Here is a 25,636-nt window from a genome sequence, read left to right as displayed (position 1 = left end):
TATGGATAAACAATGGGGTCATTTTATTAAGTTAGTTATGGTTTTTTATGTATTTTTCTCTGGCACCGCATTTTGCGCTGTTACTTCGGGACAAGTGATGATTATTAATGGTTTGTCCAATGGGGTAAATGTGGGTTCCACAGCCACAAGTATACTCGTTCAGGTTTCGGACCATATTGGTGTTTGTTCCACACAGCAAATGTTAAATTTTAATGGCTCACTTATTGTAAAATGGGATGCCAAAAAAGCTCATTCCACCTACCAATGTACGGGAATAAGTTCGGTGGCAGTAACTCCATTGCGGACAATTATCGGTTCGACGAGCACCATAGTTTATGACTCAACTATAAGTACACCTGTGCCCGCGAACACGGCAACGGGGCCAGTTCATTATTTTGCTCCTACAGTTGCTGTGGCTAATTTGGCTTTACTGATTACAGGAGTAGGAACTCCTGCAGCTACTCAAGCTGTTTCTGGAACCTCTTGGGGCATTGGGGCTGCATCTGCTCCTGTTTTTGATTCCACAACAGGCGGATTGCTCACCGTGGGAGTACCAGGTGGAGAGGGATTGGCTGGTGTTAGAGGGTTTAGGTAGCCTTTGTTTTCATGCCATTGGATGGGTTACCTTATAAGCATTAGCTCTTAACATAAGTACGCCAATAAGTTGGGGTCTTAAATGTTCTCACTAGTGCTCTAACCTTATTCAGGAAAGTAGGGCCAGGATCTTCTTTATCCGTTTGATAATTTGGATCCAATTCCAGCCAAAGTGGGGTATTTTTAAATCCTAAATAATCATTATGTCCAATAACATATTCTATTTGCGGGTACTTTTTCTTTAAATGACAGACTAAAAAGGCATTAGCTTTAACCTGGGCGTCAGTCAGATCATCTTTACCGTCAATTCCACCTATATTCTCAATGCCAATAGCATTGTGATTAAGGCCAATTACATGACGAGCCATCCAATTATCAGGCATCAATTGATAAATGCTGCCATCGCGATCCACGACAAAATGGCTAGATACATTTAGCATTCCCGGTAAGTCCTTAGTACGCGGAGAATTTTGCGGAAAGGTAGGGGAGTTAAATACGCGAAAAGTGGCTTTCAAACTAGAGATGCAGGTCCAATGCAACACAATCATTTTGGGCTCAATCTTAATTGATTTCGAATGAATTCCGTAATGAGCTTCTTGGTATTGTTGAGTTAATGCAATACGTTCTTTATCGAATTGAATAGGGGCTTGATGGATTACTTGCGGCTTATCGCAAGAGAAAGCATGTGCAAATGCACTGATAAAATATAAACAAAATAGAGAATTTTTCATATTAGTTTTTTAACACCATAAAATAAGCCCTTACATAATCAGGTAAATGGCGGTTAGCCTTATAGAATGCTTCATTACCTGCATATGTCCCTGTCAAAAAATCAACTTGATATTGGTTATTTTTAAACGCCCCCCCTGTATCAGCGAAGATACCAGCTCGAGTGATTTGCTTTCCTGATGGGTCTTGATATTGCACCATAAGTAATTTACCCAGACCAAACTGCTCAAGATCAGCCGCAAAGGTTACTTCGCTATTTACGGTAATTTTATGATCCGCGTCTTTACCATAGCCTTTAATGCCATTAACTTGTTTGAAGTACCAATAGCGCTCCTGTTGGTAAGGAGATTTTGCTTTATCATAGGCAATATTATTGCAACGATGTACATTAAACACTTTGGTTTTATGCCCTTGGTCCACAAATTCGACCACGACAGTACCTTGCAGTAAAGCTGCTTCCAAATCAGCACGTTTTAAATAAGCTAATACTGGAACATTTTTATTCGTTAAAGCCCCTTTTATAATGGCCTGTTTTCCATAATGAAAACGTGTTAATCCAGGTTTGGCGTCGGCCTCCTCAAGTGATAAAGACGCTTCATCTTGCGGAAGTGCATATAAGGCAACAGGATATGCTGGATTAGGCTTAGACACCGCTTGGGCGCGATGAACGTAGTATTTGGTCATTAAAATTTTATCTTGAGGCAAATGAGCAAGCAGGACTTTTTGATTTTTAAGAGGGTTAGCTTGTGCTTGATCTGGATACCAACGAACAAAATCAAAATGCTGCTTCACAAAAGCTGGATCATTTAATTTAGTTTGGTTTTGACAAATAAAACTTAAAGTTTGTTTGACTCGATAAAGAGGTATCTTAAAGACCTTGCCCTCATGAATTACTTGAGGATCATAGTGTTGTCCTTTATTTAAATAGGCAAGAGTTTCTTTAGCCGTTGCACATAAGGCCGCGCCATTTAGTGCATAACCAGGGGCCGGAAGTGGGGCTGCGGGAATAAATTTTGCTGTGGCAAAACTTTGGCTACAGACGAGTATCCCCAAAAAGAAGGATTTAAAGTTCATTGCTGGTGTAAGTAAGGAAAAACAAGATTATATCATAGTTCATGGGCGAGGTGGTTCAAAATTGCAGCCAAGATCTTTGGATAATTTATCAATTGCATCATCTAGCTCTTTTTTTAATGCCTTTTTCAATGAGGATTGAATACTGAAAGGAGTAAGTGCATCTATTTGGCCGGTAAAGTCTTTTTTCCATGCCCGTACTAAGAACACGCTGAGGTTACCTTTATCATGGATTGCATCTTTCATCAGCTTGATGCAGCTAGATACTATGTCTTTTGCCTCTAGTTTGTATTTGTATTCCTCCGTTTTTAACAGTTCTTGCAAAAGATTTGGCTTACAGCGTTTAAGCATACTCTTTTCTAGCTCCTCTATTTGCTGCATAAAATAATTGCTTTGCTCAATGTGCTGAACGACTTTTGCTTTAGATCCTAAATATTCTTGTTTTAAAGTGGCTAATTGTTTGGCTTGTACTTCTTGGTTATGTTGCTCAATGGCCGCCTGTAATTCGGGAACATATTTAGCTGCAGAGCGCTCTTTGAGCACCTCAATATAACAGTCTGAACCAAAAGGAGGATTTTCAACTTGATAACCCCATTTTTTTTCAAAGATCTTCATTTGCGGGTATTCCTTAGGTAGGATGCATTTCATCATTTTGCTGCTAAGTACTGTTGTGCCGAATTGTGCACCATAACTTTGCATTGATATGGAGGGATCAATATGTACACAATAATCGGAAATTATGCTGTCATTATAGAGTTCAATGCTATTCGATGAGACACAATGCTCTATTTGGCTGGGTAAAACTTCATCTGCATTTTCCATTATCCGGCGAATAAGCAGTTCCTTACTATGCTGTAACCCATGGTCCAGACAGATATCAATAGCTTGAGTGTAGCGAGCTCCTCCATAGGTTTTTACCTCAAAAACACTACCTGTCGAAACAATGAAGCCATTTTTTCCGCTAATTTTATCTGCATGAAAACTTACTTGCTCCTCTTGTTGCTGTGAAAATAAGGAACTGATTCCCATATAATTAATGTCATTTTTAGAGGCCGTATTTTTAGAAAAAACATGAAGTTCAGGAGGATTGCCTCCCTCGATAAAAACCGACATATTTAATAAGGTACCGTCTGGGCTATTTACTGCAAAGGAACTTAATAAGATATGAACGTTAGGGGTTAACTTCCGGGCCATTTTTTCTATATTACTTAAAATTAATTGAAATTCGCTAAGCGTTAATGCCTGTTCCGTATAAAAAGAAAATTCATGGGTAGAAAGACGAGTGACGTTATTTTTTTTATCTGGTTTTATCTGATAACTGCCGGCCTCTCCATCACAATTTATTGCACCATGATGCTCATTAGCAAGGGAAAATAAAGTCGCAATATAAGTTTGAAGACGTTTTATGGGAGGCTCTTCAGGTTCATTAGCTGAGGAATTCGCCTCTCCGTAGGGGGCAAAAGGGGTTCTTACGACTAAATCAGTAATCACCACATTTTGGTTCATTTGCTGCAGGGCACTCTTTTGCTTTTGTGAAACTTTATTAAGCAAAGGCTTAATTTTTTCAAGAGCCATGTACGTACTGGCCAATTCATCAATAAACATAGAAAAATCTTCTTACGTAGATGTTGAGTCCCCTGGTTTTAAGTATTTTCAGCTTCCTTATCCTAGTATAGAATAATAACTACGTATTTTGGTCAATAATGGTTCGATAGTGGTTTACCTCTAACCAACTAAAATAAGCCTAAAAACAAAAATTTTTGTTTATTATTTTGTCAAATATGTAATAATCTAGGGTGACATCATGCTTACCCGTAGGATTTTTTTATTAAAAATGAGCATGGTATGATTAACTTAGGATTAGTGGCTGAGACAAATTGATGAACTATAGTTTGCTGGATAAAGCTTATAAGCATTGTGTTAATAATGGCTATCGATATACTGAGCCACGAGAGCGAGTGCTTAAAATATTAGTGACTGAAAATAAGCCTTTAGGTGCTTATGAAATCCTAGAAAAGCTTTCTCAGGAAGTAAAAAACCCGAAGCCGCAAACGGTATATAGAGCTATTCAATTTTGGCATGAAGAGGGATTTATTCATTGTATTGATAGTCTTAAATCTTATGTCGTTTGTTTGCATGAGCATCATGTAGGGCAGACTCAATTTCTTATTTGTAACCATTGCGATTTTGTGCAAGAACTTGATTGCGCTACTGATATTAATCCTGCGTACAGTGCTGCGAATCAAATTGAATTTTCTATCAGTAATATTACTATTGAAATTAAAGGATTATGTAAGGGGTGTGGCCTTGCTGATCTGAATAGTTAGCCCTTCTTAAATAAATCTGATGAAGAAGGGCTCTTAAGGTAAGAATTATCTGATTAGAACATATCTGCCATTTCGTACTACGTATCGGTGGCCATTGTGATAAACAACTTTGTTCTGATAGGTAGGTCTTCCGGTTACAAATCCAACACCAGTACCAACCACATTACCTACCCCTTGACCTACAGCAGCACCGGTATGTGCTACAAATCCGACACCTTGGCCTACAGTATTAACACCATATTTTACCCCATTACCTACGGTGTTAACGCCGTATCGTACGCCGTTACCTACGGTATTGGTTGTATAACGTACGCCATTTCCCACAGTTTCGCCGGCAGTATTCATTGTATTACAACCGGACAAACTCAAAACCGCAAGTAAAGCTGATGATGTTATGATTAGTTTTTTCATTATTTTCCTCCATGAGTGTAATTCTTTTAATGCTTACACTTTAAAAATATAGTACAAATTTTAATCATTTGCGTTTTTAAGATAAAGCTTTTGGTTTTTTTGGGTTTTTAACCCGCAATCCTCCCATAGTTAAAGGCTATTTATTTATGAAGGAATCCTAGAAGCACTAGGGCTACTAAGACAGAAACCATTGCTCGACTCAACCAGCTAAATAAACATTAAATAAAGGCAAATAGATTATTTTATGGACGATAATTGGTGAGTTACAGGGATTAAAATATGCTCTAATCGAAAGAAAAGGTCTTGCATAATAAGCGCGATTGGTTTAGTTTAAATCGCCTTAATGTTGATTTTAATTTCATACTGTGTAAAATTGTTCCCGCTATGAATAAGAAATTAATTTGTACAACCATTATTATTGGCCTTGTTTCGTGCACTTGGGGATTGCTGCATTACAAAAAACCTCATGAGCCCAAACAAGAATCTATTGCAAAAGTTAGCCCTGTAAGTAAGCTATCAAAGAGCAAGAAGACACCGAAGCCTTCTGCAAAAACAGTAAAACTAATTGCAGATGCAGCGTCTGGGATGGTTTCTAAGCAAGTAGCTGCTCAATTAGCTAAGGCTAAAGAACTCGCTAAAAAAAGTGAGGTTGAAGCCCCAAAAAAACCTCCGGAAAAGCCTATAAAAGTAAAGCGTAAGATTAGCAGTAATCTAGCTTTATCCTCGGTATCTTTTGAAGAGCTACCTGGATGGGATACTGCGGATGTTAAAAAGTCCTTATTAGCATTTCAATTATCTTGTAAAACCTTTTTAAAAAAAGAACCGTCACATCCTATTGGTTCTCAGCATATTAAGCTAAAAGCTGGGGATTGGCATCCTGCATGTAAGGCGGCAGTGGCGATTGAAACAGTTTCAGAAGATATTGCCCGCACATTTTTTGAAAAATGGTTCCATCCGATTAAATTTGAACAAAAAAAGCCGGTTAAGGGTTTATTTACGGGTTATTACATGCCCCAAATTAAGGGTGGCTTAAAGAAAACTTCTAAATACAGTACGCCGATTTATGGTTTACCTAAACGTGGAGGGCGTAATAAGACGCGTGCACAAATTGATAATGGAGCACTTAAGAAAAAGGCTCCGGTTATTGCTTGGATCCATAGTCCTATTGAACGGTTATTTTTAGAAATTGAAGGTTCTGGGGTTATTTTATTACCCGATGGTAAGAGTATTTATCTTGGTTATGCTGGAGAAAATGGTGCTCCTTATACTTCAGTGGCTAAGATCCTTATAAATAAAGGGATTATGACAAGAGATAATGCATCTAAAGAAGCGATCATTCGTTATTTAGAAGCGCATCCGCAAAAAGCAAAAGAGATTATGCATCAAAACAAGTCTTTTGTGTTTTTCGAGTCATTAAAGAAACCGATGGCTCTAGGGGCCCAAGGAATGGCTCTTACGCCAGGTTATTCGTTAGCTGTTGATAAAAAATGGATTCCTTTAGGTGCACCACTTTGGCTGAGCACAACACGTCCAGAAAAGGATCAGGATGAAGAAAAGCGTCTCCAACGTTTGATGATCGCTCAAGACACGGGCGGAGCAATCCGTGGCTTTATGCGAGGTGATATTTATTGGGGCTCAGGAAAAATGGCCGCATTTTGGGGTGAGCATATGAAGAATAAGGGCCGTTACTGGCTTTTACTACCGAAGCATATCCTTAAACAATTTGCTAAGCGATAGGTAGCACCTCATAAAACTATAAAGAATAATGCCTTTCAGTTAATTTATATGCTGTCATTGCTTAAAGGAACAAAGTGAAGCAGGCAAGGGCCGGAGCAAATCCCTGGGTTGCTTCACTTTGTTCGCAATGACGGGTTTTTAAGTTAGAAACTTGATTCCTATCCTTGTGAGAAGCGTAGCGACGAAGCAACCCAGGAGCGAGGCACGGAACCCGGGTTATCTCACTTGTTTCAAACGACGACGAGTTGCATTTTGCAACCATTAATGCATGAATGGTTTATTTTTTAATTTCCATTCTATCGGACTGAAATTGCGTTTGATGCCAATAAGGATATGGAAGGGTTTGCGTACTAACCTCATCAAGTCTTTTTACCTGCTCGCTTGTTAAGTTCCAACCAACAGAGCCTAAATTTTGTTGCAGTTGTTCCTCTGTTCTAGCGCCAATAATCACACTACAAACACTGGGTTTCTGTAAAAGCCAGTTTAATGCAATTTGTGGTACCGTTTTTCCTGTTTCTGCCGCAAGCTGCATTAATACATCAACAATGTCATATAACTTCTCTTCAAAAACCGGTGGGCCTGCTTCTGTAGAGCTATTATGAAGCCTACTCACTGGGGGTAAGGGCTTATTACGTTGTATTTTTCCGGTTAAACGCCCCCAGCCTAAAGGACTCCAAATCAGTGCGCCTACACCTTGATCTAAAGCTAGAGGCATCAATTCATGCTCATAATCTCGGCCAATAAGGGAATAATAAACCTGATGCGCTATATAGCGGTTTGTTCCAATCGCATCAGCTAAGGCAAGCGATTTCATCAAATGCCAGCCTGAAAAATTAGAGCAGCCTATGTAACGTACTTTGCCACTTTGTATCAGAGTTTCTAAAGTTCTTAGGACTTCCTCAACTGGAGTTAGGGGGTCAAAGCCATGCATTTGATACAAATCAATATAATCTGTTTTTAATCGTTTAAGTTGCGCATCGCATGATTTTAATAAATGAATGCGAGAAGAGCCCAGATCATTGGCTCCTTTACCTAAACGGAAAGTAGCTTTAGTCGATATGAGAACTCGGTCTCGTTTACCAGATATCGCTTTACCTAAAATCTCTTCAGCTAATCCATCAGAGTAAATGTCTGCAGAATCAAAAAGATTTGCTCCTGCATCAAGGCATAAATCTACAAGGCGTCTTGCTTCTTTTGCTCCAGAACTACCCCAGGATTTAAAGAATTCATTTCCTCCACCAAATGTAGCTGTTCCAAAGCTTAATACGGGGATTTTAAAGCCGGACTTTCCAAGTTGTCTGTATTCCATCGTTATTGTCCTTAATATGTAAAATAAAATTGGGATAAAAGCCAAAAGCTTTTATCCCAATTATACATGGAAAATTATACGGGTGGAGGAGGTCTTCTTCCCATCAAACCCATAACTAAAAATACCAAGAAAATGACCAAGAATAAAAAGAATAAAATTTTTGCAATTCCTGCAGCAGCTACAGCAATACCTCCAAATCCAAATGCTGCAGCGATAAGTGCGATAATAAAAAAGGTTAGTGCCCATCCTAACATGATGTACCTCCTTATCACTCTTTTTTATTGAAAAGTAAAATACTACGAATTAAGTATAGCTCGTTCTGCGAGTGGTTTAAGTAAAGAGCAAGTTGAAATAAAAAAGAATTTAGAAACAAAATATTTGTTTTACTGTGCTAAATCTACCATAATAGACACTTTTTCAAGCTAGTAACCCTATGTCATCGAAGTCACTTACAATTAATTTGTTACAAGAGCTCGCGCAAGCGGCTGAATTAAATAAAGAAGGCAAGACAGCGGATTACATTCCTGAACTTGCTAATGTAAATCAAGAATTAACCGCAATTGCCGTACAAGCAATCGGAGAGCCAGCAATCTCTTATAGCAATAGTACTCTTCACCCGGTCACCTTACAAAGCACTGCTAAAATGATCCCTTTGATTGGCTTGCTCGAAGAATTTGGCGAGGAGCAATTATTTGAATGGGTTAAGGTTGAGCCGTCCGGCGATGATTTTGCTTCCATTACTCGTTTGGAACAGTTTGGCCCTAAACCCTCAAATCCCATGCTTAATGCAGGAGCAATTACTCTATGTTCACGCATACCAGGTACAGGTGAGCAACAATTCCGATGGCTGGAACATTGGGTGCAAAAATTATTTAAAGAACGTTTAAATATTAATCCTTTAGTTTTTGCTTCGGAAAAACGGACAGGGAATCGCAATCGCTCACTCGCGTATTTATTAAAAAGTAGAAATAACCTTGGCGCTGAGGTTCATCAAACCTTAGACCTTTATTTTGCTTTATGCTCTTATGAGGCAATGTTAGAGCAAATGCTGTATCTACCTAGCTTATTGGCCAATGGGGGAAAGGATCCTCTAAGTGGTGAGCAAATTATTTCTGCTGAAACGTGCAAAATTACCGTTGCTATTATGGCTACTTGCGGTTTATATGATGAAACAGGTACGCACATGGTGAAAACGGGAATGCCTGCTAAAAGCGGGGTATCAGGCTATACGATAGCAACTGTTCCTGGTAAAGCTGGCATTGCTGTTCTCAGCCCTCGGGTTAACTCCAAAGGAAATAGCATACGTGGAGAAATTATGCTGGAAGGGCTATCCAAAGCAATGGGGTGGCATTTTGCTGTACCATAAAAGTAGGCTGGGTTGCTAGCCCAGCTACAGAGAGCTGTACGGCACGAGAATTGTCTTAATATACAGGAACAATTTTGTCCTGATCATCGTCTGAATCAGGCAATTTCGATCTGAGATCCTTGACCATTTCCTTGAATGCAGTTACGGAACTGGTTTCACCTCCAGTTATTTTTGTTATAATCCCTTGTCCGGTTTTTAATATGTCGTAAGCTTCGTTATTATTGACTATAGAATTTACCATTGCATCAAATTTCTTTACATCAGTACATTTTGAAAGTTCCTTGTGAAATTCACTTAATATTTTTGTCTTTAAAAAATCCCCTTTCATATCATGAAAATGTTCTGAGCTTACATCAAAAAGATGGAAACGGTTGTCATCGTTGGACTTAGTCGCATGAGCGTAATATTTCGAAACAACATCCATATTCTCTTGGGCGCTAGAAGGCTTACTGCCGTTATTATAATGCGCATGGTGTAGAGGTGCATGAGTTGCTGCTTTAGAGTCCTTAAATGCCTGCTCTAACCCCTGCATATCCTTTTTACCTCCAGTCTGCCAGGGAGAAGCCGGATCTTTTCTAAACATGTGCCCCTCAACTTTATTATTATTGATAAGCAGACGTTGATTACCTCCATCACTGGCAACAAAATATTTGCCTCCATTATTAAAGGCATTTTCTAACCCCTTCATGTCTTCTTTTTTTCCGGTTTGCCAGGGGGAAGACGGATCTTTTCTAAACAGGTACCCTTCAACTTTATTATTATTGATAATCAGACGTTGATTGCCTCCGTTACTCTCCACACAATATTGGTGAGGTATTTTAGACAGAATATATTTATTTTCTAAGGCCGTAAATCTGGTTTTGTCCCCACTATCTTTCCACTGTCCGCGAGTAGTTGTGTCTTTATACTGATATCCTACAACTTTATCATCTTTGATAAGCAGGCGTTGATTACCATTTTTGCTTGTATAATGATCATCCACTTTCTGTTGATTCGCTTGATGATGGCGTGGTGGTGAGGCTTGATGTAAGCGATTAAATGTATTTTCTAAATGCGCAAACAAGTCCTTTCTGGAGCTATCTTGCCATTTCCAGCCTGTAGATACATCTTTATACTGGCGTTCTACAACCTTATTATTATCAATACCCAGACGTTTATTACCACCATCAAAGGTTACATAATATTTGCCACCATTATTAAATGCATTTTTTATGTCATTCAAGCGCTCTGGAGTTCCGGTATTTTCCCATCGATCACTTGGAGGTCTTTTAAACTGATACCCTACAATTTTTTCGTTATTGATAAGAAGGCGTTTAGTACTATCTTTATTTTCTACACAATATTGATGCGGTATTTGGGATGTTGCTTTAGGGGCTTGAGGTCCTTGAGGTGCCTTATGTTGAGGCCCTGGATGTTGTGGGGCAGCGTGATGCTGAGGACCTGGGCTAGGTAAAAATTGCTTTGCTGCGATTTTACCATTAACAATATCTGCTGTTTGTACAAGTGAGCCATGTAAATTAGAGGTATCTGGTTGCCCAAAACCCTTGTCATGACCAGAACGTTCGCGTACTTTGCTTAATACTTCTTGCACACCACCTTGATACTGATCATCAGCCTTTTTATACATTGCTTTTATTTGAGGGGACCGGAAGTCTTCCAATTTAGGAACACCTGTTGGCACCAAACCGTCTTGAACCATTTGGGCAAAGGCGGTTTGCGTGTTCCCAAGAATATTTTTGCCCTTTCCAGCAGGACCGGTTCCCCATTCTTCCTCTGGTTGTTTACCATTAGCCAAACTACTTGTGTCTTCGATAATGGTGGCTGGTCCATTGCCATCACCTAATGCTGTTCCTAGATCAATCGAATGCTGGATACTTGCTCTAAACTCAGATGATTGTTGGTATTTTGCAGCGTTAATCTGCATTTGCACTGTAATTTTATCCTGGTCCCATTTTTGTTTATTAAATTCGTAATCGCGTGTATGGGGATTATAATTCATATAAGCATGTTGATCATTTGGAATAAAAAATTTGCTATTTTTGGCTCTTATTCCTGAAAGAATTTCTCCTGGGCTAGCACTCTGCCATTTAGCATAATGTGCTGCTCTATGGTCAGGGTGTATCTTTTGAAAATGCAAATAATGCTCAGAGGTTGGAAAATGTACTATTTGCTTCATACCAGAATCATAAAAGTCATAACCTCTGCGTTTATTGTCATCAAAATTACTTAATGCAAAATTCGGTGTACCTCGTTCATAACCAGAAACACACACATTGGATCGACTAGGAGGTTGTCCATCATTCAGATACAGTTGCCCACCCATAACTTCTCTCGATTCAGTAAATTACTCTAATATTAATTTAGCACAATGATGATTAATATTGAACACAATTTGCATTCCTTACACTTTCTTAACGAAGACTTTCTTTCATCAATGTGATTAATTTGCAGGGGCAAAACTGTAATGAGAAGAGGGCATTGATCCTACGGTGAACTATTGTGTGAGGAGGAGATGAGACAGGAAATGTAAACCTTATCGTAAGCAAATAAGATCATAGCTTTAAAGCCCTGCTATGATGCGGCTTCGTTCCACGTTTTGGTTTTTTGTGGAAGGACTTTCTGGAAGAGCCGGTGTAAAAAATAAATCTTTCGAATCTATAAGCTTAGGCAATTTCTCTTGCATCGTTGATGCTTTGTTTTTTTCTGGGCTTGTATTTACAGCTTTAGCCGGGCTATGGTTAAGCAAAGCCAATGGGGTCAGACTTCCAGACGGTTCTTGAGAAGCTATATTCTGCCTCGAGCTAAGATAGCTAGAAATTTGTTGTTCTAGGTATGGATATGCCATCCAACCCATAAGAAATACGCCGGTAAGTGCAAGGCTAATTGAAAGATAGACTACACTACACGCCAGAATTACCAGAGCTGCTGAGCACATAATTATTTGCTGCATACCCCAAAAGCTTTTTTGCGGTTGATCAACTTGTAAGACTGGAGGTTCTGGTATAGGTGTTGGTTCCTCAGGTTTTACCAACAACTTAGGCTTTAATCGCTCTAGTCCCTCAGTAAACCGCTCCATGGTTAAATTAAATTTCGTGCGTAAATTCTGTAAGTCTTGTTTGCTTTCTTCAGCAACACGCTCTGGATCTTGCTGATAGTTTAAGAACTCTTTTAATGCATGCTGGCAATCAATGGGCAAATCTTCTGGTATCTTTTCGAGCCATTGACATAATTGTTCATAAGAGGTATCTGGCGGAAGTTTTTCTAATAAAACAAAGAAATTGGGATGAGCAATTACTTTTAATAAATTTAGAAATTCAGCAAAAGACAGGTTGCTAATTTGGTTGAGGAAATTTGGGTTTAGCTGAGAGGCTCGCTGCAAACTAGTTTTATACGGAGTATTATTTAAGGCATTTAAAATGGGTTCAGAACGAGCGGCGTAGGATAAAAATACCATGAGTGCATCTACGTTAAGAAGTGCGTCGGGTTGCTGCTCGCGATAGGATTCTAAAAGATTTAATACCTCAGGAATTACGGACACTAGGGGACACAACTCCTTTTTCCCTAATAACTCTAAATATTTTGATAAGGCTAATACCAGGGCTTTGTTTTTTGCAAGTGGGCCAAAGTTATCCAAAAACCAGCCTATTTTGATTTCTGTTTCATTAGTAATTTCGGTAAGTGCTTTAATCATCTTTGACAAGTCATTACCAATATCATCAAGTCCTATTAATATTTGTGCTACAAGTGATTCAGAATCCGCAAAGCTGCTCTTTAGTTTATTTTTTATCCAACCAAAAATGGTAGGTATTATAAAACTTTTTATAATATAAGGAATTGGCCCTCCCATAAGTACTGAGCTAATTGTAAGCGCTGTGCTAATCCCGCTAAACCAAGTATTTACACCCGAAAAATCAATAATTGGTAAATTAATTTCATCCCATTTCTTCTCAAGAATTTGTTTTTTAGTTGTATCTAGATAATTTGCAAAAAAGGTTTTAATACGCTCAGCAGGCACTAAATAGCCAATTAGCGGAATGGTTTGAGCATAGGAAATAAGTTCGTTAATAGTCGATTTAATAACGTGAATTTGGTCGTCAATAAACTCTCGCTGAAGTGTTCCTTTTCGTTCTAATGCTTGCCCCAGCGCCTGTTTAAAGCTGCATTTCTTTTTTAAATAGGGATCAAAAAGCTCGCAAACCTCCTCTAATGCATGAATATGGTGCATTGTTTTCTGATGACCATCTACGCTCCATTTACGAGAAAAAATACTGGCTAAGGCACTTAGTTGACTAATCGGAGCACCCTGTAATTGCGGAGCCGCGGCTGTAAATACTTCAAGAGGGATTGATGGTTCAATAAATTGTATGGAATTAAATCTATCTTGCGGAATCCACTTATTAAGCACATTATTTTGGTCGCCAATTCGTGCGGTTAAAAACTCATGAGCCGCATTGCTATCAAGTAGTTTATGGGTTTTTAATAGCTGTTCATAATGTTTCTCTGCATTCTGATTCAGTATATTTAAGGTTTTCAGAAAGTTTTGTTGTTCGGTAATTGATGCGCCTTCCCCATACTGGCGCATCAAAATTTTATCCGCTGTTTCACGAAGTTTAAGGATATACTCATTAATCATGAAATAGCGCGCGTCTTCCAATAGACGCATTTTTGATCGCTCCTGCTGTTGTGCTAAACTAATCTGATGTTGGTGGGCTTGGAATGCTTCCGCTAAAGCTTGTGCTGAATCAGTAGGGCTACCAATTTTTTGTGCATCAATAACTGAAGCATATCGCCCAGCCTTACCGTTGCGTGCTGCTCTGCCTTCAATTTGCTCTAACTCGCTGGCAGTTAAATCAGTACAGGTATTAATAACTAATAGTCCCTGTTCATGCTCCGGATCAATATCTGCCCCTCGTGCTAAGCTTTGATTAGCTAAAGTAAGAAAATCCTCCTTACCTGCAGTATAAATGACATTTTCCTCTGACTTTCCAGTTTCTGCATAGCCATGAAAACATTGCAACGACCATTGGGTTCTGGTTTTTAAATAGCCCCATATATTTTCTGTGGCTTGAGGTGATGGAGTGATTAATAGAATTGGTTGAGAAGGGTTTTCTCGCTTATAAGCCTCAATCCATTCATGAATTTTTTTCTGATGATCTTCGGGTCCAAATGCGGTGACCAGGCCTAAATCTTCAGCAAGATCCGGATAGAAGGTTGGATACTTAAATGCAACTAATCCTTGTTCCTCATAGAACTCGACCAGCTCAACACGAGCGCCTGAGGTTCCTGTTAACCCTACAATAGGTCCATCATTTAAGCGATAATAATCAAAAAAATTCTTAGCACTGATGGCCAATAATGTTTCTGTACATGGCTCAACAACAAAAGGATGAGCAGGTGGCGGTTTTTTGTTATTAAGTAAGGTATGTAATAACTGTTGCACGTATTCTGAATAGCTTACTTTGGGATCGGGTCTTTTGGTACTGGCAATAATCGGTGCCGCATAATATCGTTTCTCAGAAGTACCGATAGTTTCAACCACATAGTAATCAACTTTTTCCTCTAATTCGTGAGCCACCATTGATGATTCGATTAAGATATTAAGCAACTCATCTGAAATTTTATTTGTAAACTCAAGGAACTCTTTATCGGGATTTTTGGCAATAAAATAATTTTTTAAATTTAAAATGTCTTCTTGATCACTGCATGGGTTATTTATAAAAAGTTCATTCTCTTTTACAAACTCAAGTACTATCTGATAAATCTGGGTCCATTTTTTGGTATCATTTAATAATGGATCTAAGGTTGCAGCCAGGCGAAACTGGATGGTGCTTGTTAATATGGCATCAATTTCATCACATACTAAGGCAGGGTTTTTAGGCAGGGGTTTCTTTTCTAAAGCCATGCGTGCACGGAAAAGAGCAATATTTGATGCTGTCGAATAATTTATGCCATTAACAATGTATTCAGAATGGATGCTTTGTGCAGCAAGGATATCTTTTCCATGAGCAATCCCTAAGTATTGATAAAATGGTCCAAATTTTTCTAAGGCATTACGAGCTAATTCGTCGTTTTCTGTAGCTATATCGACAGTATGTCCTAATCCACAAAGCCAAGCACCATGCATGGCGCCCACAATACTCTTTCCTTCACCCGTTTTAAGCTCATGAATTAAATTTTCAGAATAGCGCAGGCGTTTTAATAAAGTGAGTATTTGAGTACAGCGAGGAAACTTTTTCGTACTCTGGTAAAGTGCTTCGGCACTTAAGGCAATTAAAAGTAATTGATTATGATGACGGTCTTCGCCTTTAGCGATGCGCTCTTGTAATGTTTTAAATAGAATTGGAAAATCAGCTTCATCTAAATCATGTATGGTGCATTCTTTTATGATTCCTGATGATTCGAATTTAAATGGTTTTTCAACCATATAGGACATTAATAATTGATAATCAGCCCATAAGCGGTCTTGTTCTTCTTGGCTTAAAGGCAAATTCTCATTCGTTTCATGAGATTTTAATTTAATGCCCGCAATTTTCTCTTTGACAAACTGAGGGTTATATTCAAAACGTTGTCGATTTTCCTCAGATTTTTGACGTTTAAGGTGAGCTATTGCTTCGTTTAAAGACGGGGTGTCTAATAAAGTTAAAATTTCTGATGCGCTAATAAATTGCACTTGATGAAGCTGGACTAGTTTTTTTAATTCAGGCAAAGGCTTATTCATTAACTTGCGTAATTCATTTACTAGAGGTTCTTCCGTGTACTGACAAATGCTATGAGCTAGCTTTAACAAGCATTCGACTTCTTCACTGGGTTTATCTTTTAAAATCGCATTCAATATGCTCAGATCGTAAGCCATATCCTGTTTGAATAAGTCCTGCATAAGATTTATGGCTAAGGAGTGCGATTTAACCTTGGTGAAGAATAGGGATAATTCCTTTAATTGCACCATGCTTAGATAAGTGTGGGTATTTAAAAAAGCAAGTCCATCATTATTTTTTGCCATTTGGCTTAAGGTAGTAAATACTTTTTCGGCCTCATTAGTACTTAGCGGTAGTAATTTTTCGGCTAGGTCTACAAGAAATAGTGGGCTATCGACATTATCAGTGTTAAAAAAAGATTCCAAAAGCACCCTAATTAAGGGTTTCTTCTCAGGAAGGCAACAGTAAATATGTGATTTTTTCGCTAGTGCTAAAAGCAAGCTAGATGCTTTTTTATCGGTAATGGCATGGTTCTGATGCTTTGAGAGCTCCTCAGCAAAAAGTTGAGTAAAACACAGTAAGGCATCCGTATTGGTATTTTTTTCAATCAGAATATCAAGTGTTAAATAAATAAAGCTTTTGGGATTGTTATGTGAAATAGAAGTTATTGATTCTAAAAAATTGTTAATTTGTGGCAAATTACGCAAAAGAATCGCGAGATTAAATCCAGGATAAAGCTTTTTTAAATAAGCGAAGACAATTTTTTTGTGCGTTGCGGGTATATTAAACTCCTCAACCCATTGATTGATAATAGCTCTTATACTTTTCGGATTGTTATTTAATTCAGGAAGTGCTTTTTCCAGATTCTCTCTTTGCGAAAATAAAAAATTACCTAATTTTTTTGCGTCAAACTTTCTTAAAAAAACGCTGGGAATTGGTGTGTTACTTATTTTAAATGCATCAACTTGATGAGTTCTCCAAATGCTCCATAAGCTTTGTATTCCCTTGTGCTCGTCTGTTGACTGTTCGTTTAGATGAATGAAAAAACGGGTAATGCCAGCAGAGAGTTGGATATCTGATAAGCCATTATTTAAATGGTGCTTACTTAAAAAACGATTAAAATTTTCTTTAAATACTTCTTGCGTAATGTTGCTGCCATATCCATTTCCAGTATAAGTAAGTGCATGATATGCGCACAGCAACTCCGAAATATAGGCAGAGATTTCGTCATTGGTTTGCGTCGTGGTTTGGTGCAAGTGGCGATAAAATGCAAGATTCTCACGGAGGCTCTGGGTTCCCAAAAAACGAAACAGCATGGTTTTAAGCGGCTTATCACCCACCTTGTGAGCAATCATCGCTTGCTCTAATTCTTTATGAGATATGGCGTAGGATTTGGTCAAAGGATTAATGGCTGCAGAATAGATTTGCATTTCTGCGCTGAGCACATTAAAACCGTTCCATTCCCAAGCATAAGGAGCATCAGTGTATACTAACGAAATATCTCGTATTTCATCAATTTGTTCTTTTAAAGAATTCTGCGCTATTGCGTGATCAAGTAGGGCTTCTAAGCCTTCGTAGAATGTTTTAAGTTCAGAAATTGGTGCAATTGATAAGCCATCATGATGAATAAGTTGTTGAGTAAGCTGATGCATAAGCTTTTGAGTTTCTGCTTCTTGATTGCCACTATATAATAAGAATTTTGCATAAACACGCTGCCAAAATCGTTCCAGCAGTGCGAGTTCATTATAATCAAGAGCTAGCCCATTTTTTGCAGTAAACACCAAGAAATGAAGGGCAAACAACTCAAAGTCAGGCCATTCATTCAATGGTTTTCCCTCTGGAATTTTCGATGCAAGTTTTAATAAGGGATTAGAGGTGTAGGTATGGAGTATCCGATTTACGGAGGAAACATTTAAAGCATATTGGAAATGGATTTTATAAAAATAATCTGACAGAGAATAGGCGTTTAAGAACGACAGCAACTGAAAGAATGCATCCAATCCATTTTTATGCTTGCTAATAACAAGGTGCAGTAAAATTTTTAAATTATCTTCATTATGTTCTGGAAATTGGGAAATAAATTGCTCTAAATGAGTAATATCAGCAATATTATTGGGAAAGAAAAAACGAACTAAACTTAAAAAGTGTGATTCTAGTGTTAGAATCTCTTTTTCATTAAGTGGAGGATGGGGTTTAAATAAGTTTAGTAATTGTTCTGCCTTTTGTACCAATTCATGTTGTAAGTCTATATCAACAGTAGATAGTAGCTCCTCAGGCAGTAAGACAGAATAAATTAAGGGATCTTGAAATCCGCTCGATTCAACATTATTGGTGCGCTTATCCGTTTGTAATTGAGATTGATAAGATAATTTAGAGAAAATTTGGGGTGGATTAAAAAAACGCACTGCAGTGTGGTTACGGTTAAGCCCGCATAAAGTTCGTCCATAGAAAAAGGAGTCCTTGATGATACATTCTTTAGCAGGTAAACCATCTAAGAAGAGATGAACCCCATTGATTAAATCATCTGCAATGAATTCTTCCATTGCGTCTATTGGGTAATGAGGCAGCCGAACCTTGATTAGTTTGTCTTTATCATTTTCATCTGCAATTAAGGCATGACCAAAAAAACGCGCAGCGACTCGTAAACGAAAGGTAGAATCATTCGCTAATTGCTGATAAAAATGGAGTTTACTGTATTTTTTCAGATAAAACTGGGTAAGGTAACCTGCTTGCTCTAATACTTGTTCGTGTTCAGCGATTTTGGGCAGATTTTTTTTTGCAAAAGCCTCTAATTTTTTGCAAAAGCCATCCAATGTTATTTTAAAATCCCAATTTAGCTCCCGCTCAAAGGTAAAATTTTGCTGCTGATTGACATCCAGCTCTAATTGTTCCTGAACTTGTTCATTAACTGTCTGCGTTTGGCTTAGTTCTTCTTGCTGAGCGATGCTTTGTTGATGGGTAATCGATAATTGAACTTTAGATTTTAATTGCTCTCGAGTTAATGTTTTTGAACGACGTACATTTTTGCTTACCTCTTGAGCACGAATGTATGCCCCAAGAGTCTTTATTTTAGTGGTGCGCTGTTGTAAGCGATTTAACCAGGTATCATTTACCTGGTTATGACTCTGAATCGCTCGATAAATAGAGGACATGGCTTTTGTTGAGGAAAAATAATAGCCTGCATCATGGGCTAGTGGGTGCAGTCCATCTGTTTTCTCCGGGGATTTAGGTTTTAAATCGAGCAAGTTGCAATTGAGATTCTCTTTGGTAATTAAAAAAATATGCACTATAAAATTGCATTTGCTCTTAGCAATTACCTGGACTAATTCCTCATAAGCTCTTTGCCTTTCCTGTTCATCCTCATATTGAGGTCCTTTAAGGATAAGAATTAATTCATGAGAACGATTTGCTGTTAAATGCTGAAAGAATGGCAGTAATTCATCAATTGCAACGGGGTTAGAAAACGCGATAACAGGGTGTTCCGTAGAGTGGTAATTCCGTTGGTAATATAAAGAAAGATAGCCCATTAAAGCAGAATCGAAATAATTATAATCTTTTAAAGGTGTTTTATAGTCACTCCAAATAAAACTATTAGATTTAGCCTTAGGAAGATTAAATTTAAATTCATTAAGAAGGTATTTTCCGAGCTGGTAAGAAAGTCGATTGGTTGCTTTACTATAGTCTGCAGCGCTATGAACTAATATATCGACATTTGGTCGGTACTGTGCAGGAGGCTGTTCGCCTTTAGAAACCAGAAAAACTTCCCTGAAATTAATACTAACAGGCTCCCCTAGGCGGATATAGCGAACGATGTCAGACAATATAGTACCGAAGGCAAAGGCAAGATCTGGCCAATGACTAATATTTAAATCATCAAAATCTTCTAAAAATATTTTATGCGTAAATGTTCCTCTTGGTAGAGAAGGAGCTGTTTTACTGTCTTTCTTTATTCTTTTTGGAACAATAGGAACTTTACTAGCCAATTGTACAAAGCCAGCGTTTTGTCGCCAGTTTTTAAGTAAAAGTCTATATAAATGAAGACTCGTGTCTTGCTCAACCCCTCCAGCTTGTGTGCTCCAAGAGTACTGTGGTGTTGTATCCAGAGAAAAAAAAGACTGGTCTTTCTTTTTAACAACCAAAAAAGGAGCAGGGCTTAGAGGAGGCATAAACAGGCATAAATTGAATTAATGTGAGCAATTGTAGCATAGTGCTCTTAGTTGGAACAGTTATGCAAATATAATTACGATATGGATATATAATCTATAATATAACAACTTGCCTATCAAGGAAGCAACGTTATGCGGGAACGTGTAGAAGTCGAAATGGATGGACTTGGAGCAATAGAGCCTCTCGATGCAAATAAGGAGATTTTTACTGCCGGTTTTGGCGGATGCACCTCTTTTTATGCGAAAACGCAGCAAGTATATGGATTTTATCATTTGCGTTCGACCATGGAAAATAAAGATAATGGTTTTAATGAAAATTTTAAAGAATGGTTACACAGACTAAAAAGTTATTATTCTGAAAATAACCCGATTCATTTTGAACTAGGCACCCCTTGTGACAGTGTTCGTGAAGAGCCTCCTGGTTCTATTTTTGACACACATCTTGCTTTAGGTATGGAAACTTATTTAAAACAATTATGCAAAAAAAATGAAATACATCGTTATACGATACACTTTATAGATATGTCTAATGTGAAAACTGTGTTTGCCAATCGGCAGAAGGATCTTAATTTTTTAAGGACCGATATTATAGACAAGCCATATTACCAAGGTCGCTCACCTAACGAGGATATTCTTTATAGAGAAGCGCTAGAATTCACCAGAAAAGCCTTAAGTGGCGAATTGACTCCGATAGCTGAAAACCTCAAAACAACGATGAATACAACGAACATATCTTCTCAATATAAAACTCAATTTATGGACTTAAAAATAAAGGAAGAAGAGGTTAATACTAATCAAAGATCAGGGGATTGCACTATCTTATAGGGAGTAAGTATGCATCACTCGTTACCATTAATAACTACGGTTGCATTTGCTTTCGCCTTAGCGGTTATGTTTGGATTTTTTGCTCTTAAATTAAAGCTTCCTACCTTAGTTGGCTATCTAATGGCAGGAATTATGATTGGCCCGTTTACGCCCGGTATTTTTGCGGATGTAAATATTGCCCAGGAGTTAGCTGAGCTGGGTATTATGTTATTAATGTTTGGTGTAGGGCTTCATTTTTCGCTTAATGATTTATTGAAAGTGAGAGCAATTGCCATACCGGGAGCAATCGTGCAAATAGTGGTTGCCACCTTATTAGGGGCTGCGGTAGCTATTTTGTGGGGTTGGAGCTATGGAAGCTCATTAATCTTTGGCTTGTCTTTATCTGTAGCAAGTACCGTAGTTTTATTGCGTGCTTTGGAAGAGCGAGGAGCTATCGAGTCGATTAATGGGCATATTGCGGTCGGCTGGCTCTTGGTTGAAGATTTGGTTATGGTTGTCGTACTGGTCTTGCTCCCACCTTTTTCTTTTTGGCTTGGTGGCTCTGTAGGGCAAATCGATAACGCCCATCCTTTTGGCGTTGTTTTAAGTATTACTCTGGCAAAAGTTGCGGCCTTTATTCTTTTAATGCTTGTAGTAGGCAAGCGTATTTTTCCTATAGTACTATGGCATGTGGCCAGTACCGGCTCACGTGAATTATTTACTTTATGCATTATTGCGGCAGCAATCAGTATTGCATATATTGCATCGATGCTTTTTGGCGTTTCATTCGCCTTAGGTGCTTTTTTTGCTGGAATGGTTTTGCGGGAATCCTCCTTTAGTCATCGAGCAGCCGAAGACTCATTGCCTTTAAGAGATGTATTTGCGGTGTTGTTTTTTGTCTCTGTAGGAATGTTATTTAACCCAATGGTATTAGTTCGAGATCCTTTAAAAATCTTTGAGGTAATCTGCATTATTATTTTGGGAAAATCCTTTGCGGCTTTTGTTCTAGTCCTTCTTTTTCGTTATCCGTTTTATACAGCCTTAATTGTCTCGGCAAGCCTTGCGCAAATCGGGGAGTTTTCTTTTATTCTCGCAGAACTTGGGGTACGTTTTGGCGTATTACCAGTAGAAGCGCGAAGTTTTATCCTTGCCGGAGCGCTCATTTCTATTGCTTTAAACCCCTTAATTTTTCGTTTAATAGAACCAATTAAAAAATGGACGAAGAAGTATTCAAAATGGTCGGCTTTTCTTGAGCACTCAGATGATATATTGGCTCAATTACCTGTTAGTACCCCAGATAAATATCGGCATAAGCAAGTGGTTTTAGTTGGCTATGGCCGAGTAGGTGAGCGGGTGGCTCAGTTATTAACCCAAAAAGATATCCCTTATGTGGTAGTAGATAATAATCGTGAATTAATTGCCAAACTTCGGGCTGAAGGAGTCATTGCCATTTATGGTGATGCAGCAGACCCTTTTGTATTGGAGCAAGCACAGGTGAGGCATGCAAGTATGTTGATGATTCTTATCGCAAACACCATCGATGGACGGAAAATGATTGGGAATGCACAAAAATTAAATCCTGAAGTAGATTTTGTAGTACGTATGCATGATGAAAAAGAAGCGAAATTATTGCAAGGTGACATAGAGGGAAAAGTTTTTTTTGCAGAAGAGGAAATTGCTCGTAATATAGGAGCGTATGTGTTACGTCGCTATGATAAATTGCAGTAAAATCTCTGTATGTAAGCACTATTGATGCTTACATACCATACAGGAATAAATGTGCGCGCAAATGCCAGACAAGTGCTCTCAAAATGGATAAGCAATTACATACTGCTAATTACCGCATGCGCAACACAGGCACTCGCAGCCACGGCTAACCCCACAACAGCAGGCTTAAAAAAACTATAATTATTAGTCGCTACATTCGTTTTAGCAAGAGTATTTTCTTTAACCAACGCGCTTTCTGTATTGACGGGCTCAATGATTTGCGTAGGTCCATTAGGAGGGCTTGCATTAATCAACACATCAGCGCGAACATTAATATGTACCGAAGAGAACACATAACCTTCTTTTTCAGCATACAATTCATATTCACCTGGTGGGACATTGGCAAATAGAATTCCTCCATCCAATGAAGTGCTTGTTAATGATCTATCAAAAGGATTTGTTTTATGTGTCAATGGAAAAATACCAAAGTAAAACGGTGTTGATTCAACTGCCGGTGAGAGTCTTACCTTAACACCTTCAACACCTTGAGGAATATCGTCTAAGGTCATATTAGGCGGGGTAACTGTTGCTGCGACATGGCCTTTACCTGGAGTGGGAGTAAATCCAGTAGCCCATTGAATAAATGAATAGGCCATTTCTGATGGAACTTGAAATGATACATTCTTTAAGTAGTTTTTATCATTTATGCCTTCAGGCGGCACAATAAGCGTGGCTGATTGTGTTGTTTTGTATCCAGTCCAATAAGAGCCAGGCTTTTCAAAAACTAAGGTAATGGGTTGGCCAATAGGCCATTCAATGGAAAATTTCCCTTCTGAATCGGTGTATACACCTTTCTCTTTCGCCCCAAGAGGCCAAACTAATCCACCCGAAATAGCATTTCCAGATACAAATGAACGGGCAAATCCAGAAACTAAAGCTGTTTGTTGGGGCATAGGAATTCCTTTCATTAAAAATGTAATAATATCATAGTCCATTATAATGAAAATGCTCTTTTTTTTCGATGCAGTTACTTTCTTGAATTTCATTAAGGGGTAGTTTTAGGGAGGAGCGGTTTTTATATTGGAGGCTAATCTGCGCTAATTCCTCCTCAAATTCAGGGCATGATATCCCGATATTATTCAAGAGCAAAATTGCCTGCTCTGCTAATTTGCTGGCAGTTTGAGGCTTTTCTTTATGTGTAAGCACATCTTGCTCATAAAAAAGTAGATGATTTTTCATGGTTTGCATTACAAACAAAGACGTAGTTATCACTTCATTGATGCTTATTTTGTGTTTTCTAACTGAGAGGTAACAATACAAATTCTTTACTGCACCAAGTCGTGCAAATAGGGCAATTTTTTCCAGACGTTTTGAGCTAGTTGTACGGGGTGTATCGAAGATTTTCACATAAGAAAAATCATGCTTTAGACGTTTCAGCGCAATCAATGCGTTTTCATCATATTGGCCTACAGTGCCCCATTTAGAGTTCCAAGCAATCGTCTTTAAATCTAAACCCAGGTGCACCAGCTTTTCTAATATTTTTATGGTCATTTGGTCAGTAGGTTTTATATGGCCACTATTATTATCCATTTTATGAATGACCCAATAAAGATTATTGGTTTTATCTAACTTACTCTTTAATATTATTTTTCCCGCCCCTTGGGTTGGTTCTCCGCCAAAAAAACTGGAGTGATTAATCGTTCCTCTCTTTTTTACCCCGCCTAAGAATTCTAAATTATTTTCTAAAAAGCCCAAGGCATAAATGATTTCAAGCAGCTCTTCCTGAACTATAGGTTTAGGTAAACTAGTACCTTCAACAATATTGCCTGGTTTTAAATGCAGTAGCCAAGGCATTCGTTGACTAGAAGACTTCATGTAATTTACTTTAGGAAGTTCATCTAAATGATTTATTCCATATTTTTGTAATTTCGTTAGTGGCTGTTTGGTTAACCAGCTTAAAAAATTTTTCGGATGCCTGCTTTGCGGTGAGGTGCTTATTAAATAGTCGTGCCAAATGTCTAACAATTTGGCTCCATACAAATGATTAGAATAAATTTCACATTGATATTCAATGCTTAATCCATTTCTTAATGTATTTATCTCTAAGTGATGGGCTAGCGGGCACTTCATTTTTGCAGCCAAGATTCTTTGTAATGCTTGATGTGAGGAAATAAGATGAGGCAAAGCAATAGTTCCCCATTGTTGCCACATGCATTGCATGTTTTTACAGCGATCAACTAGTTCATAATCTTCAATAATGGCCTCTATATTTTCATATTGGCTTTCTTCAATAATAGAAAAAAAATAGGGAAATTTAGGGATTACTTTTTGGGAAGATAATGCCTGTAGTAGTTTGTTTAAATCGATTACTTTAATTGACTGCATTGCCGGATTTTTTTCAAAAAATGCTGCGCCCTGATTTTTGTTAAGAATTTTAGCAAAACCTTGTTTATTAAACGAAACCTTTGGATGTTTATCTCCGGAAACACCAATAATGTCTTCTTGGCTTATATTCAAAGATTCTGACAATAAAAAAAGGAGTACTCCTTTTTTCAAGGTAGTTAATGCTTCAAAAATTGTATATGTAGTGCGAGTTTTTAAGGGCATTTTGTAGTTTACTGAGGTGCATCATGCATAAGCCTTAATTATCATAAATAAGAAGCATTAATTCAATGTGTAGTAAATACCTCTTAAATTAAGAGATCATCCTCAGCGTAGTG

16 protein-coding genes are annotated in these 25,636 nt (G+C 38.1%); 6 read left to right on the top strand and 10 right to left on the bottom strand.

The features are described 5' to 3' along the window. The first annotated feature begins 1 nt into the window (after position 1). Positions 2–595: a hypothetical protein gene (locus tag BN3124_RS12700; protein WP_058535156.1), complete on the top strand. Its 594-nt coding sequence runs from the start codon at positions 2–4 to the stop codon at positions 593–595. 40 nt (positions 596–635) lie between these two features. Here BN3124_RS12700 and BN3124_RS12695 read toward each other — a convergent pair whose 3' ends face one another. Genes BN3124_RS12695 through BN3124_RS12685 form a run of 3 tightly spaced genes read right to left on the bottom strand, consistent with a single transcriptional unit; the run spans position 636 to position 3,999 of the window. After that, the gene (locus tag BN3124_RS12695) at positions 636–1,325 is read right to left on the bottom strand and encodes an N-acetylmuramoyl-L-alanine amidase (RefSeq protein ID WP_058535155.1); all 690 of its coding nucleotides are present in this window, start codon (positions 1,323–1,325) and stop codon (positions 636–638) included. Between the two features lies 1 nt (position 1,326). Then, on the bottom strand, positions 1,327–2,397 hold the full coding sequence (locus tag BN3124_RS12690) for a hypothetical protein (RefSeq protein ID WP_058535154.1): 1,071 nt from the start codon (positions 2,395–2,397) through the stop codon (positions 1,327–1,329). 39 nt (positions 2,398–2,436) lie between these two features. Continuing rightward, complete coding sequence (locus BN3124_RS12685; RefSeq protein ID WP_058535153.1) at positions 2,437–3,999, bottom strand: hypothetical protein; 1,563 nt, start codon at positions 3,997–3,999, stop codon at positions 2,437–2,439. Between the two features lie 275 nt (positions 4,000–4,274). Between BN3124_RS12685 and BN3124_RS12680 the strand changes: the two genes are divergently transcribed. After that, positions 4,275–4,721 carry a Fur family transcriptional regulator gene (locus tag BN3124_RS12680; protein WP_058535152.1) on the top strand — a complete coding sequence of 149 codons (447 nt, stop codon included), beginning with the start codon at positions 4,275–4,277 and terminating at the stop codon, positions 4,719–4,721. 45 nt (positions 4,722–4,766) lie between these two features. Here BN3124_RS12680 and BN3124_RS12675 read toward each other — a convergent pair whose 3' ends face one another. Beyond that, entirely contained in the window at positions 4,767–5,132 is a 366-nt protein-coding gene (locus tag BN3124_RS12675) for a hypothetical protein (protein WP_058535151.1), read from the bottom strand. A gap of 384 nt (positions 5,133–5,516) precedes the next feature. Between BN3124_RS12675 and mltA the strand changes: the two genes are divergently transcribed. After that, on the top strand, positions 5,517–6,869 hold the full coding sequence (mltA, locus tag BN3124_RS12670; RefSeq protein ID WP_058535901.1) for a murein transglycosylase A: 1,353 nt from the start codon (positions 5,517–5,519) through the stop codon (positions 6,867–6,869). Between the two features lie 277 nt (positions 6,870–7,146). Here mltA and BN3124_RS12665 read toward each other — a convergent pair whose 3' ends face one another. Continuing rightward, positions 7,147–8,178, bottom strand: coding sequence for an aldo/keto reductase (locus tag BN3124_RS12665; protein WP_058535150.1), 1,032 nt, complete (start codon positions 8,176–8,178; stop codon positions 7,147–7,149). Positions 8,179–8,252: 74 nt separating this feature from the next. Next, complete coding sequence (locus tag BN3124_RS12660; RefSeq protein WP_058535149.1) at positions 8,253–8,432, bottom strand: DUF1328 family protein; 180 nt, start codon at positions 8,430–8,432, stop codon at positions 8,253–8,255. Positions 8,433–8,611: 179 nt separating this feature from the next. Between BN3124_RS12660 and glsA the strand changes: the two genes are divergently transcribed. Further along, on the top strand, positions 8,612–9,544 hold the full coding sequence (gene glsA / locus BN3124_RS12655) for a glutaminase A (RefSeq protein WP_058535148.1): 933 nt from the start codon (positions 8,612–8,614) through the stop codon (positions 9,542–9,544). 55 nt (positions 9,545–9,599) lie between these two features. Here glsA and BN3124_RS12650 read toward each other — a convergent pair whose 3' ends face one another. Then, positions 9,600–11,867, bottom strand: coding sequence for a hypothetical protein (locus tag BN3124_RS12650; protein WP_058535147.1), 2,268 nt, complete (start codon positions 11,865–11,867; stop codon positions 9,600–9,602). Positions 11,868–12,104: 237 nt separating this feature from the next. After that, the gene (locus BN3124_RS12645; RefSeq protein WP_058535146.1) at positions 12,105–20,405 is read right to left on the bottom strand and encodes a preprotein translocase subunit SecA; all 8,301 of its coding nucleotides are present in this window, start codon (positions 20,403–20,405) and stop codon (positions 12,105–12,107) included. Between the two features lie 156 nt (positions 20,406–20,561). On the opposite strand from BN3124_RS12645, the gene BN3124_RS12640 reads away from it, so the two are divergent. Both BN3124_RS12640 and ybaL read left to right on the top strand, forming a co-directional pair. Continuing rightward, entirely contained in the window at positions 20,562–21,230 is a 669-nt protein-coding gene (locus BN3124_RS12640) for a hypothetical protein (RefSeq protein ID WP_149865265.1), read from the top strand. 9 nt (positions 21,231–21,239) lie between these two features. Beyond that, a complete protein-coding gene (ybaL, locus tag BN3124_RS12635) occupies positions 21,240–22,937 on the top strand; it encodes a cation:proton antiporter domain-containing protein (protein WP_058535144.1) in 1,698 nt (565 codons plus the stop codon). A gap of 95 nt (positions 22,938–23,032) precedes the next feature. Here ybaL and BN3124_RS12630 read toward each other — a convergent pair whose 3' ends face one another. Continuing rightward, positions 23,033–23,869: a peptidase associated/transthyretin-like domain-containing protein gene (locus tag BN3124_RS12630; RefSeq protein WP_058535900.1), complete on the bottom strand. Its 837-nt coding sequence runs from the start codon at positions 23,867–23,869 to the stop codon at positions 23,033–23,035. 31 nt (positions 23,870–23,900) lie between these two features. Continuing rightward, a complete protein-coding gene (locus BN3124_RS12625; protein WP_058535143.1) occupies positions 23,901–25,523 on the bottom strand; it encodes a hypothetical protein in 1,623 nt (540 codons plus the stop codon). Positions 25,524–25,636: the final 113 nt, after the last annotated feature.

The organism is Legionella saoudiensis (assembly GCF_001465875.1).
Classification (GTDB): Bacteria; Pseudomonadota; Gammaproteobacteria; order Legionellales; family Legionellaceae; genus Legionella; species Legionella saoudiensis.
The sequence above is the reverse complement of the archived record's forward strand: the minus strand, read 5'-3'. Positions and strand labels throughout refer to the sequence as shown.